Source organism: Amycolatopsis acidiphila (assembly GCF_021391495.1).
Classification (GTDB): Bacteria; Actinomycetota; Actinomycetes; order Mycobacteriales; family Pseudonocardiaceae; genus Amycolatopsis_E; species Amycolatopsis_E acidiphila.
Window position 1 is genome coordinate 5,971,265 of sequence record NZ_CP090063.1, and the last position, 12,216, is coordinate 5,983,480.

Below are 12,216 nucleotides of genomic sequence, written 5' to 3' on the forward strand. Positions count from 1 at the left end.
CGATATGCGGGACCACCGACACTCACCGAGGCAGTCCGAGCAGCCGTTCCGCGGCGACGTTCAGCAGGACCTGGGTGGTGCCGCCGGCGATGCTCAGGCACCGGGTGAGCAGGAACTCGTGCTGGGCGGCGGCGTCGGTGACCCCGGCGGGCCCGAGCAGGTCGAGTGCGGTCTCGGCGACCTCCTGCCGGTGCCGCACGCCGACGAGCTTGCGCACGCTCGACTCCGGCCCCGGGTCCTGCCCGTCCAGCCGCCGCAGAGTGGCCCGCAGATCGAGCAGCGAGCAGGCCGAACCGTCGGTCACCAGCGCGCCCAGCCGGTCCAGCACCGCCGCGTCCGGCGCCTCGACCGACGCCAGCAGCTTCTCGACCTCCTCGCCGACCGACGAGCCCCCGCTCATCGCGACGCGTTCGTTCGCCAAGGTCGTGCGTGCGAGCCGCCAGCCACCGCCGACCTCGCCCACGACGTGCTCGTCCGGGACGAACACGTCGTCGAGGAACACCTCGTTGAACACGGCATCGCCGGTGATCTCCCGCAACGGCCGGATCTCGATGCCCGGCGCCGTCATGTCGACGAGGAAATAGGTGATCCCCTTGTGCTTGGGCGCGTCCGGGTCGGTGCGGGCGAGACAGATCGCCCAATCCGCCTCCCGGGCGAGCGACGTCCACACCTTCTGCCCGGTCAACGCCCAGCCACCGTCCACTTTGGTCGCCCGGGTGCGGAGCGCGGCGAGGTCCGAGCCCGCCTCGGGTTCGGAGAACAGCTGGCACCAGGTGATCTCGCCGCGCAGCGTCGGCGCGGCGAACCGGTCCCGCTGCGCGGGGGTGCCGTGTTCGAGGATCGTCGGCACCGCCCACGCGCCGATCACCAGGTCGGGGCGGCGGACCCCGGCCCGCGCGAGCTCCGCGTCGATGACGAGCTGCCGCGCCGGATCGGCGTCCAGCCCATGCGGCTTCGGCCAGTGCGGCATCAGGTAACCCGTCTCGGCCAGCCGCGCGCGCTGCCGTTCCGGTAGCAGCGCCGCGATCTCCCCGGCCATTTCCCGCACCTGCGCGTCCTCGCCGACATCGACTCCGAGCACGCGCCGCTGCCCGGACAACGCCAGCTCCGCGACGCGACGGCGCCAGCGGCCCGAACCGCCGAGCAGCTGTCGCAGGGTGAGCGCCCGGCGCAGGTAGCGGTGGGCCTCGTGCTCCCAGGTGAAGCCGATGCCGCCGAGTACCTGGATGCAGTCCTTCGCGTTGTCGACGGCGGCATCGAGCGCACCGGCGGCGGCCACGGCCGCGGCGAGCGGATGCTCCCCGCCCGCGCGAGCGGCGTCCCAGGCCAGCGCGGCCGCGACCTCGGACCGGCACAGCATCTGCGCGCACAGGTGCTTGACCGCCTGGAACGAGCCGATGGGCCGGCCGAACTGCTCGCGCACCCCGGCGTACTCGCTCGCCGTGCGCACGCACCAGCGCGCGATGCCCGACGCCTCGGCGGCGGTGAGGGTCGCGGCGAGATCCAGGACCGGCGCGTCCTCCAGCAGCGCGGAGCGCGGAACCTCCAGCGCCAGATCTAAGAACCCCACGTCACGCGAGAGGTCCAGCCCCTCGGCAGGCTCGACCGGTTGTGGCGGCAGCACGAACCAGCCGAGATCGGTGGCGACGACGAGATGCGCCGACGCGTCGGCGTCGAGCACCGGGTCGGTCCGCCCCCGCAGGAAGAAGCCTTGCCCGGTCGGGCTCGCGACCACGGAGCCGGGTCCGAACGCGACCGCCGCCCGCGCGCTGCCGTCGGCCAGCGCGGGCACCAGCTCCTTGGCGAGCGCCGAATCCGGCCGCCTCGCGAGGACCAGTCCGGCGAGGACGCTGCCCAGCAACGGCCCCGGCGCCAGCGCCGCCGCGGCTTCCTCGAGCCCGACTGCGAGATCGGTCACAGTACCCCCGGCGCCGCCCAGCTCCTCGGGCAGCGCGACCCCGCGCAGCTCGCCAGGGTCGCCGCCCCGCGCCCTGATCGACTCGGCCCATGCCCGCTGTTCCGACGTCACCGCGATGGCCATGAGATCACTATAGAACGTGTTTCAGTTTTTCCGAAGGAAGTCCGTTAGGTAAGGTGTACGGGACAGTGGAACAAGTTTCGGAGCAGAGGTCGATGACCGGTAAATCACGAGCATCCCAGACCAGCAACGGGCTGGGCGACGAGCTGGGTTCCGCCGCGCAGCGGGACCGGCGCCGGCGCATCATCGACGCCACCCTCGCGCTCGCGTCGAAGGGCGGCTACGACGCCGTGCAGATGCGCGCGGTGGCGGACAAGGCCGACGTCGCGCTGGGCACCCTGTACCGCTACTTCCCGTCGAAGATCCACCTGCTGGTGTCCGGCCTGGCGCGGGAGTTCGAGCGCGCCAAGGAGAAGCTGGAGCGCAGCGCGATCCCCGGCGAGACCCCGGGCGAACGGCTGGTCTTCGTGCTGAACCGCAACACCAGGATGATGCAGCGCGACCCGCACCTGACCGAGGCCATGGTGCGCGCGTTCATGTTCGCCGACACCACCGCCGCGGCCGAGGTCGAGCAGGTCGGGCGGCTCATGGAGGACATGTTCGCCAAGGCCATGCGCATTGAGGAGCCGACCGAGCACGACCGGGCGGTGTTCCACCTCATCGCGGACGTGTGGATGGCGAACCTGGTCGCCTGGGTCACCCGGCGCGCTTCCGCGGCCGACGTGGCCGACCGGCTGGAGCTGTCGGTGCACCTGCTGCTGGACCGTCCCGCAGCGGACTGAGCACAGTCGATCACCGAAGGTGATCTTGGCTGTGCGCGCGCTGTCAAGGACCTGAGGGTTCTATTTGGATCTCGAAAACCTGCAACAAGCGGAGGTCGGCGCGGCGTTTCCTGGTTCGTGAAGCGCGCGACGGTCGGACGGGCCGTACTCGGAGCAGCGGCCCTCGGCGCCGCGGCCATGTTGGTCGTCTCGATCACCCACGACGACGGCGCGGTGTCGATGGCCAGCACCCACGTCTCGACCACGCCGGAGCCGACGACCGAGACCACCAGCCCGCAGCTGGCCACCCAGGCGGCGCCCACCACCACGCCGTCGCCGACGCTCTCGCCCGCGCAGTCGGCGGCGATCGCCGAACGCGTGCAGGCCACCGCCCGCAAGGTCGTGCCGGCCACGAAGATCGGCATGGAGGTCTACGACCGGCAGGCCAACAAGGTCGTCACGAGCTTGAACGCGGGCCAGACGTTCTCCAGCATGTCCGTGGTGAAGCTGCTCATCGCGGTGGACCGGCTGGCGCGCGACGACTGGGCGCTGCCCGACACGGCCACCCAGAACCGGGTCACCCGGATGCTCTCGACCAGCGACGACGCGCTCGCCAGCTCGTTCTGGCTCGGCGACGGCGGGTCCTCGATCGTCACCCGGGACGTCCAGCTGATGGACCTGACCGACACGAAACCGCCCGCCACCTCCGGCGAGTGGGGCGACACCAAGATCAGCGCGCAGGACATGGTGAAGGTGTTCCGCTACGTCGAGGACGAACTGCCCGACGACGCGCAGAACCTGCTCTACAACGCGATGTACCACGCCTCCGAGACCGCCGCCGACGGCACCGACCAGTACTTCGGCATCCCCGACGGCATCCCGGGCAGCACATGGGCGATCAAGCAGGGCTGGGGCAGCAGCGGCTCGACGGCGTACTACAACACCACCGGCCTGCTCGGGAAGGACGCCCGCTACGTCGTGATCGTCCTGTCCTCGGCACCGCTGGGCGACTACCACGCGCTCGGGCGGGCGCTGACGGCCGGCACCGCCCAGCTCGCGTCCGTGGTGGGCGGTGCCTGAGGCGGTTCAGCCCTTGAGCTTGGGCAGGACCTCGCGGCCGAAGACCTCGATCCATTCCTTCTGGTTGCGGCCCACGTTGTGCACGTAGATCCGGTTGAACCCGGCGTCGACGTACTTCTGCAGTGACGCGCGGTGCACGTCGGGGTCCGAGGAGATGACCATGCGGCCCTCGAAGTCCTCCTCGCGCACCAGCTTCGCCATCTGCGCGAAGTCGAACGGCGAGCGCACGTCGGCCTTCGGGAACTTCATGCCGCCGTTGGGCCACTGGTCCATCGCGTTCTTCAGCGCCTCCTCGTCGGTCGGCGCCCAGGACAGGTGCACCTGCAGCAGCTTCGGCATCTCGTCGGGGTTCTTGCCCGCCTTGCGCGCACCCTGGTTGAAGTTGTCCAGGATTCCGGCGAGCTTGTCGGTCGACGCGCCCGGCGTGATCAGGCCGTCGGCCAGCTCCCCGGTCTTGCGCGAGGTGTACGGGCCCGCCGAGGCGATGTAGACCGGCGGCGGCGCGTCCGGCAGCGTCCACAGCCGCGTGGTGTGCAGCTTGAAGAACTCGCCGGAGTGCTTGACGTCCTTGCCGCTGAACAGCTTCCGGATGATCTCCAGTGCCTCGAACATGCGCCGCACCCGCTCGGGCGCCTCCGGCCAGTAGCCGCCGATGATGTGCTCGTTGAGCGCCTCACCGGAGCCGATGCCCAGCCAGGTGCGGCCCGGGTAGGTGGCCTCCAGCGTCGCGGCGGCCTGCGCGACCATCGCCGGGTGCAGCCGGAACGACGGGCAGGTCACCCCGGGGCCCAGGTCACCGGTCGTGTTCTCCGCCAGCGAGGCGAGCACGCTCCACACGAACGACGCCTGTCCCTGCTGCGGCACCCACGGCTGGAAGTGGTCGGCCGCCATCTGCCCGGAGAACCCGTGCTGCTCGGCCAACGCGGCCAGCTCGATGGACTCGCGCGGGGAGAACTGCTCCAGCGCCGCCGCCATGCCGATCTGAACGTCACTCACGACCTCATCAACCTTTCTGACGTGCGATATCTCGAAACCTACCGGTAAGCGGGCACCAGCGTCGTCAGCCGGTCGAGCCGGCGCAGCGTGTCCGCCTCCGATCCCGGGGGCAGCGACAACGTGACCCGCTCGGCCCCGGCCTCGGCGTACGCGGCCAGCAGCCGCTCGTCCGCCGGTGCGGAGGTCGCGGTCACCGGCAGGTCCGCGCCACCCAGCAGGGCGAGCTGCGCCCGGACCTGCACCGGGTCGCGCACGGCGTTGGGCAGCCAGCCGTCGCCGAGCCGCCGGGCGCGATCGGCCGCGACGTGGCTGTTGCCGCCGAGGTAGACCGGTGGGACCCGGACGGGCTTGGGCCACTGGAAGATCGGGTCGAACCGGACGTGCTTGCCGGAGAACGACGCCTCGTCGTGGGTCCAGATCGTCCGCAGCGCCTCGATCCGCTCGTCCAGCAGCGCACCGCGGGTGCGCGGGTCCGTGCCGTGGTTGCGCATCTCCTCGCGGTTCCAGCCCACGCTGACCGCGTACAGCACGCGGCCGTCCGAGACGAGGTCCAGGCTGGCGACGGACTTCGCGGTGTGGATCACGTCCCGCTGGATCAGCAGGCTCACCCCGGTGCCCAGCCGCAGGGTCGACGTGACGGCCGCGGCCGCCGCGAGCGCGACGAACGGGTCGGCCGCGCGGAAGTACGGTCGCGGCAGCTCGCCGCCGACCGGGTAGGGCGTCTCCCGGCTGACCGGGATGTGCGAATGCTCGGCCAGGAACAGCGCGTCGAACCCGCGTTCCTCGACCGCGAGGGCCAGTGGTCCCGGCAGCATGCTCTCGTCGGTGACGAAAGTGCTGACGCCCAGCTTCACCGCAGCGCTGCCAGCTCGTCGAGCTGGGTCAACGTCTCCGATTCGGGGAGGGTGGGCAGGTAGAAGGTGACGCGCTCGACCCCGGCCTCGGCGTACTCGGCGAGCCTGCCCTTGTCGCGACCGGCGGCGAACACGGTGAAGGGCAGGTCCGGCCTGCCGTTGTCGGCGAGCCAGGCGCGGACGCGTTTGATCTCGGCGATCTCCGTGCCCTCGCGCGGCAGCCACCCGTCCCCGTGCTTGAGCAGCCTGTTCAGCGCGGCCGGGCTTTCGCCGCCGACGTAGATCGGCGGATGCGGCCGCTGGACGGGCTTCGGCCACGCGAAGATCGGGTCGAAGTCGACGTGCTTGCCGTGGTATTCGGCCTGGTCGTTGGTCCAGATCGTCTTCAGCGCCTCGATCTGCTCGTTCAGCAGCGCGCCGCGGGTGCGCGGGTCCGTGCCGTGGTTGCGCATCTCCTCGCGGTTCCAGCCCACGCCGACGCCGAACAGCACGCGGCCGCCGGAGATCAGGTCCAGGCTCGCGACCTCCTTCGCGGTGTGGATCACGTCACGCTGGATCAGCAGGGCCACGCCCGTGGCCAGCAGGAGGTCCGAGGTGACGGAGGCGATCGCGGAAAGCGCGACGAACGGGTCGAGCGTGCGGTAGTACCACCGGGGCAGCTCGGTGCCGCCCGGATAGGGCGACTCCCGGCTGGCCGGGATGTGCGAATGCTCGGCCAGGAACAGCGAGTCGAACCCGCGTTCCTCCAGTGCTCGGCCCAGCGCCGCGGGCCGGATACCTTCGTCGGTCACGAAGGTGGCGATTCCGAACTTCATGTGTGCACCCAACCTCTCTCTTGCACTTGCACTCGCTATTCCCCAGTAGCCACTACCCTCACACACATGGATGTATTCCCGGATTTCGACGAGGTGTACCGCGGCCGGCCGCTGCAGCCGGGACTCACCCAGGTGCCCTGGGACATCGGCGAGCCGCAACCGCTGGTGGTCGCGCTGGAAGCGACGGGCGAGATCCGGGGCGATGTGCTCGACGCGGGGTGCGGGCTCGGCGAGAACACGATGTTCCTGGCCGCCAGGGGATACCGCGTGACGGGGATCGACGGCGCGCCGACGGCGATCGAACGCGCCTCGGCCGCGGCCCGCGAGCGCGGGCTCGCGGCGGAGTTCGAGGTCCGCGACGTGACGCGGCTCGAAGGGCTCGACGGACGATTCGACACCGTCGTCGACAGCGCGCTCTACCACTGTCTCGACGACGAGCAGCAGCACGCGTACGTGGCCGGGCTGCACCGGGCGTGCCGTCCGGGCGCGACGGTGCACGTCTTCGCCCGGTCGGAGGAACTGGGCGAGGTGCCCGGCCCGCGGACGATCTCCGAGTCGAACCTGCGGACCACGTTCGGCGAAGGCTGGGAGATCACGCGTCTGCGACACGCGCAGTACACGACCGCGATCACGTCCGCGGTGTTCGACGGCACCCCGCTCCCCGGCAGCCTTCCGGTCGACGAGCAGGGGCGCTACCTCATGCAGGTGTGGCAGCTCGCGGCCGTGCGCCGCTAGGACGCCTCCCGCCGGGTGCCGCCGGCCTAGGGGCCGTTTCAGAAGTGGCTTGCGGGCCGGTGCGGGTAGCGGTGCAAGCTGACGGCGCAGGCGCAAGCGGCTCCGCCGCTTATGAAACACAACCTAGACGTTGCGCCGGTACTGGCCGCCGACCTCGAAGAACGCCTCGGTGATCTGGCCCAGCGTGCACACCCGCGCCGCGTCCATCAGCACCGCGAACACGTTCTCCCCGCTGGTGGTCGCGTCGCGCAGCGCCTGCAGCGCCTGCTCGGCCTCGTCGCGGTGGCGCTGCTGGAAGTCGGCCACGCGCTCGAGCTGCGACTCCTTCTCCGCCTCCGTCGCCCGCGCGAGCTCGACCTCGATCTCGTCCTCCTCCGGATGCGGGTTGCGGAACGTGTTGACCCCGACGATCGGCAGCGAGCCGTCGTGCTTGAGCCGCTCGTACAGCATCGACTCGTCCTGGATCTTGCCGCGCTGGTAACCGGTCTCCATCGCGCCGAGCACGCCACCGCGCTCGGAGATCCGGTCGAACTCGGTGAGCACGGCCTCCTCCACCAGGTCGGTCAGCTCGTCGATGACGAACGAGCCCTGCAGCGGGTTCTCGTTCTTCGACAGGCCCCACTCCTTGTTGATGATCATCTGGATGGCCATCGCGCGGCGCACCGAGTGCTCGCTCGGCGTGGTGATCGCCTCGTCGAAGGCGTTGGTGTGCAAGGAGTTCGCGTTGTCGTACAGCGCGCACAGCGCCTGCAGCGTGGTGCGGATGTCGTTGAAGCTGATCTCCTGCGCGTGCAGCGACCGGCCCGAGGTCTGCACGTGGTACTTGAGCTTCTGCGACCGCTCGTTCGCGCCGTAGCGCTCCTTCATCGCGACCGCCCAGATGCGCCGGGCCACCCGCCCCAGCACCGAGTACTCCGCGTCCATCCCGTTGGAGAAGAAGAACGACAGGTTCGGTGCGAAGTCGTCGATGTCCATGCCACGGGCGAGGTAGGACTCGACGTAGGTGAACCCGTTGGCGAGCGTGAACGCCAGCTGTGAGATGGGGTTCGCCCCCGCCTCGGCGATGTGGTAGCCGGAGATCGACACCGAGTAGAAGTTGCGCACCCCGTGCTCGATGAACCACTCCTGGATGTCCGCCATCATCCGCAGGCTGAACTCGGTGGAGAAGATGCAGGTGTTCTGCCCCTGGTCCTCCTTGAGGATGTCGGCCTGCACGGTGCCGCGGACGTTGCGCAGCGTCCACTCCCGCAGCTCCGCGGCCTCCTCGGCGCTCGGCTCGCGCCCGTGCTCCTCGCGGAAGGCCGCCATCCGCTGCTCGATCGCGGTGTTGAGGAAGAACGCCAAGATCGTCGGCGCGGGGCCGTTGATCGTCATCGACACCGAGGTCGACGGGGCGGTCAGGTCGAACCCGTCGTAGAGGGCCTTCATGTCCTCGACGGAGGCGATCGACACCCCGGAGGTGCCGACCTTGCCGTAGATGTCGGGGCGGGTGTCCGGGTCATGCCCGTAGAGCGTCACGGAGTCGAACGCCGTCGACAGCCGCTTCGCCGCCGACTCGGCCGAAAGGTACTTGAACCGGCGGTTGGTCCGGAACGCGTCGCCCTCGCCCGCGAACATGCGGGCCGGGTCCTCGCCGTCCCGCTTGAACGGGAAAACCCCTGCGGTGTAAGGGAAGTAGCCGGGAAGGTGCTCGCGGCGCAGGAACGACAGCAGTTCGCCGGACTCGGTGTAGCGCGGCAGCGCGACGCGCGGGACCTTGTTGCCCGACAACGTATCCCGCCACAGCTGGGTGCGCAGCTCCTTGTCCCGCACCTTGAACACCAGCTCTTCGCCGCGATAGGACTCCGACAGCGCCGTCCACTCGTCGAGCAGGCGGCGGGTCGCATCGTCCACACGGGACTCGGCCTCGTCGAGCAGCTCGCCGATCGCCCCGGTGTCCGCGTTCACCTTCGCCAGCGCCGCCTTCGCCGCGGCCAGCTGGTTGCGCTCGCGGACCGCCTCGACCTGCTCCTGGGTGCGCTGGTGGTAGTCGCGCACGGTGTCTGCGATGTCGGCGAGGTAGCGGGTGCGCGAGGTGGGGATGATCGTGCCGGCGCCCGTCGAGACCTTGCCCGCGATCTGCGGCAGCGTGCCCGCGGACACCGAAAGCCCCTTTTCCGCCAAGGCATCGCGCAGGTACTGGTACAGCGCGGTGACCCCGTCGTCGTTGAACTTCGCCGCGCTGGTCCCGAACACCGGCATGTCGTCGGGCGAGGCGCCGAACTCCTCGCGGTTGCGCACGAGCTGACGGGCGACGTCCCGGCGCGCGTCCTCCGCGCCCCGCCGTTCGAACTTGTTGATCGCCACGGCATCGGCGAAGTCGAGCATGTCGATCTTCTCCAGCTGCGACGCCGCGCCGAACTCCGGGGTCATCACGTACAGCGCGTGGTCGACGTGGTCCACGATGCCGGCGTCGCCCTGGCCGATCCCCGGCGTCTCGACGATCACCAGGTCGTGGCCGGCGGCCTTGCAGGCCAGGATCGCCTCGTCCAGCCCCGTCGGGATCTCCCCGCTCGTCGTGCGGGTGGCCAGCGAGCGGAAGTACACCGAGGAGCCGTCGAGGCTGTTCATCCGGATGCGGTCGCCCAGCAGCGCCCCGCCGCCACGACGGCGCGTGGGGTCCACCGCGAGCACCGCGATGCGCAGCTTGTCCTGCTGGTCCAGGCGGAAACGGCGGATCAGCTCGTCGGTGAGCGAGGACTTGCCCGACCCGCCGGTGCCCGTGATGCCCAGGACCGGCACCGTCCTGGCCTTGGCGGTGTCGGCGATCGCGGTGTGCCACTCCTGCGGCAGGACATCGGCCTGCAGCTGGGTGATCGTGCGGGACAGCGCCCGGACGTCCCCGGCGAGCAGGTCGGCGGGCGAGCCCACCGGCTGCGCCGCCAGGTCGACGTCGCACTCCTTGATCATCAGATTGATCATCCCGGGCAGCCCCAGCTCGAGGCCGTCGTCCGGGGAGAAGATGCGGGCCACGCCCCGCGAGTGCAACAGTTCGATCTCTTCGCGGACGATCACCCCGCCCCCGCCGCCGAAGACCCTGATGTGCCCCGCGCCGCGCTCGCGCAGCAGCTCGACGAGGTAGGAGAAGTACTCGACGTGGCCGCCCTGGTAGGCGCTGATCGCGACGCCCTGGGCGTCCTCGGCGATCGCGGCCGTGGCGACCTCGTCCACCGAGCGGTTGTGGCCGAGGTGCACGACCTCCGCACCCTGGGACTGCAGGATGCGGCGCATGATGTTGATGGACGCGTCGTGGCCGTCGAACAGGCTCGAGGCGGTGACGAACCGGACCGGGTGCACGGCTTTGTACAAGGGCGCGCTCATGCCTCCAAAATACTCGGACTTCCTACTATTGCAAAGCCAACTGTCCGAGTGATGTGGCGCACCCTGGCACGGGCAGGTGGGAACGCAGTTCGCCAACGGCCTTCGGCGGCGCGGGCACATGGGAACACAGTCCGGCAACGGCCATCGACAGCACGCGAAGGAGAGCAGGCCGCGACAAAGCGCAGGCCGGCGAGAGAACGCGGGCGGGGACCAGCGGGGGGCGCCTTGGGGCGCGGTTCAGCCACCCGCGCGCTCGCACGCGCGGATCGGCCCAGCGTCAGCGGGCGTTGGCCGCCCGCAGCGCGATCCACTGCCGCATCGCGTACTCGACCAGCGTGATCAGCGTCTGCTTGGTCGACTCGCGATCGCGCGCGTCGCAGCGCACGATCGGGATGCTCGGGTCGATCGCCAGCGCTTCCCGGACGTCGTTGACGTCGTGGTGCATCACACCGTCGAAGGTGTTCACGCCGATGATGTACGGCAGCCTGCGATCCTCGAAGAAGTCGACCGGCGCGAACGAGTCCGCGAGCCGGCGCGTGTCCGCGAGCACCACGGCCCCGATCGCCCCGCGCACCAGGTCGTCCCACATGAACCAGAACCGCTGCTGCCCCGGCGTGCCGAACAGGTACAGGATCAGGTCGGCGTCCAGTGACACCCGGCCGAAGTCCATCGCCACCGTGGTGGTGGCCTTGTTCGGGGTGCTGTCGAGGTTGTCGATGCCGCGGCTGGCATCGGTCATCATGGCCTCGGTGGTGAGAGGCACGATCTCCGACACCGACCCCACGAAAGTGGTCTTGCCGGCGCCGAAGCCACCGGCGACCACGATCTTGGCCGAGGTCATGGTCTGCGGCGCGGCCGGCCGCGGTGCTTTAAAGCCGACGGAGTCCACTCAACACCCTTTCCATCAACATGAGATGCGCCTCGGCGTTTTCACTGCCGGACACGGTCTTGTGCACGGTGATCAAGCCGGCATCGGCCGCGTCACTGATGAGCACCCTGGCCACGCCGACCGGGACCCGCAGCAGCGCCGCGATCTCCGCGACCGAACGTGGCGACCGGCATTCTTCCACTATCTGACGGTGCTCGAACTGCATCGGCACCCCCGCGTCCATGCGGGCGGCGACGACATCCTTGACGGAGACCAGCGTCTCCAGTTCCAGCGCGTAGCTGGCCCTCGTCCGCCCCCCGGTCAGAGCGTACGGCCGGACGGCCGCGGTCTCCTCCTCGAAGGGAGCGGGCTCGGGTCTTTCCGGCAGCATCGGCCCGCTGTTGGACACCGCGGGCTCGAAGTAGCCGGTACCGAAGCTCGTGCCCTGGCTGGGCTCGAAGTACCCCGAACCCTGGCCGGGCTCGAAGTAGCCCGAATCCGGGCCGGACTCGTGGAACCCGGGCGGGCCCGGAGCCGGCGCGGGCTCGTAGGCCTGCGGCGACGGACCGGGCTGCGCCGGGGACAGGCCGGGGTCCGGCTCGTCCTGGCGCGGCTCGGCCGCAGCCTCGGCTTCGGACTCCTTGGCCTTCTTCCGCTTCCGGCGGCCACGTCCCGAATCCAAGGTGAAGCCGTTGAGGACGTCCGCGAATGTCGCGTCGTCGTCCTCGTCAGGAGGGGAACCGCTCCCGGGTCCCATGGTCATCGCGGC

Annotated in this window: 10 protein-coding genes; 3 read left to right on the top strand and 7 right to left on the bottom strand. The window is 70.2% G+C overall.

What is annotated here, in order from left to right:
• Positions 1-22 precede the first annotated feature (22 nt).
• The gene (locus LWP59_RS29285) at positions 23-2,041 is read right to left on the bottom strand and encodes an acyl-CoA dehydrogenase (RefSeq protein WP_144637618.1); all 2,019 of its coding nucleotides are present in this window, start codon (positions 2,039-2,041) and stop codon (positions 23-25) included.
• A 92-nt stretch (positions 2,042-2,133) separates the two neighbouring features.
• On the opposite strand from LWP59_RS29285, the gene kstR reads away from it, so the two are divergent.
• Together kstR and LWP59_RS29295 are read left to right on the top strand one after the other, a co-directional pair.
• Positions 2,134-2,760, top strand: a complete 627-nt coding sequence (gene kstR, locus LWP59_RS29290) for a cholesterol catabolism transcriptional regulator KstR (RefSeq protein ID WP_144637617.1) — start codon at positions 2,134-2,136, stop codon at positions 2,758-2,760.
• Positions 2,761-2,877: 117 nt separating this feature from the next.
• Complete coding sequence (locus LWP59_RS29295; protein ID WP_229857585.1) at positions 2,878-3,819, top strand: serine hydrolase; 942 nt, start codon at positions 2,878-2,880, stop codon at positions 3,817-3,819.
• A gap of 6 nt (positions 3,820-3,825) precedes the next feature.
• On the opposite strand, the gene LWP59_RS29300 is transcribed toward LWP59_RS29295, so the two are convergent.
• The 3 genes from LWP59_RS29300 to LWP59_RS29310 are packed head-to-tail and all read right to left on the bottom strand — an operon-like array spanning position 3,826 to position 6,484.
• Entirely contained in the window at positions 3,826-4,815 is a 990-nt protein-coding gene (locus LWP59_RS29300; protein ID WP_144637615.1) for a TIGR03557 family F420-dependent LLM class oxidoreductase, read from the bottom strand.
• A 38-nt stretch (positions 4,816-4,853) separates the two neighbouring features.
• Positions 4,854-5,669, bottom strand: a complete 816-nt coding sequence (locus tag LWP59_RS29305; RefSeq protein WP_144637613.1) for an LLM class F420-dependent oxidoreductase — start codon at positions 5,667-5,669, stop codon at positions 4,854-4,856.
• On the bottom strand, positions 5,666-6,484 hold the full coding sequence (locus LWP59_RS29310) for an LLM class F420-dependent oxidoreductase (RefSeq protein ID WP_144637611.1): 819 nt from the start codon (positions 6,482-6,484) through the stop codon (positions 5,666-5,668). The genes LWP59_RS29305 and LWP59_RS29310 overlap by 4 nt, the downstream gene beginning before the upstream one ends.
• A 66-nt stretch (positions 6,485-6,550) precedes the next feature.
• Here LWP59_RS29310 and LWP59_RS29315 point away from each other — a divergent pair, with 66 nt between their 5' ends.
• Positions 6,551-7,219 carry a class I SAM-dependent methyltransferase gene (locus LWP59_RS29315; protein WP_144637609.1) on the top strand — a complete coding sequence of 223 codons (669 nt, stop codon included), beginning with the start codon at positions 6,551-6,553 and terminating at the stop codon, positions 7,217-7,219.
• Positions 7,220-7,342: 123 nt separating this feature from the next.
• Here LWP59_RS29315 and icmF read toward each other — a convergent pair whose 3' ends face one another.
• From icmF to LWP59_RS29330, 3 genes are all read right to left on the bottom strand, one after another.
• Positions 7,343-10,579 carry a fused isobutyryl-CoA mutase/GTPase IcmF gene (icmF, locus tag LWP59_RS29320; RefSeq protein ID WP_144637607.1) on the bottom strand — a complete coding sequence of 1,079 codons (3,237 nt, stop codon included), beginning with the start codon at positions 10,577-10,579 and terminating at the stop codon, positions 7,343-7,345.
• 277 nt (positions 10,580-10,856) lie between these two features.
• Positions 10,857-11,468 carry a GTP-binding protein gene (locus tag LWP59_RS29325; protein ID WP_186383206.1) on the bottom strand — a complete coding sequence of 204 codons (612 nt, stop codon included), beginning with the start codon at positions 11,466-11,468 and terminating at the stop codon, positions 10,857-10,859.
• A complete protein-coding gene (locus LWP59_RS29330; RefSeq protein ID WP_144637606.1) occupies positions 11,449-12,210 on the bottom strand; it encodes a DUF742 domain-containing protein in 762 nt (253 codons plus the stop codon). The genes LWP59_RS29325 and LWP59_RS29330 overlap by 20 nt, the downstream gene beginning before the upstream one ends.
• Positions 12,211-12,216: the final 6 nt, after the last annotated feature.

Excerpts from the sequence above, each read along its gene's own strand:
- LWP59_RS29330 (WP_144637606.1), bottom strand. The coding sequence starts at position 12,210 with ATGACCATGGGACCCGGGAGCGGTTCCCCTCCTGACGAGGACGACGAC.
- LWP59_RS29315 (WP_144637609.1), top strand. The coding sequence starts at position 6,551 with ATGGATGTATTCCCGGATTTCGACGAGGTGTACCGCGGCCGGCCGCTG.
- LWP59_RS29285 (WP_144637618.1), bottom strand. The coding sequence starts at position 2,041 with ATGGCCATCGCGGTGACGTCGGAACAGCGGGCATGGGCCGAGTCGATC.
- kstR (WP_144637617.1), top strand. The coding sequence starts at position 2,134 with ATGACCGGTAAATCACGAGCATCCCAGACCAGCAACGGGCTGGGCGAC.
- LWP59_RS29310 (WP_144637611.1), bottom strand. The coding sequence starts at position 6,484 with ATGAAGTTCGGAATCGCCACCTTCGTGACCGACGAAGGTATCCGGCCC.
- icmF (WP_144637607.1), bottom strand. The coding sequence starts at position 10,579 with ATGAGCGCGCCCTTGTACAAAGCCGTGCACCCGGTCCGGTTCGTCACC.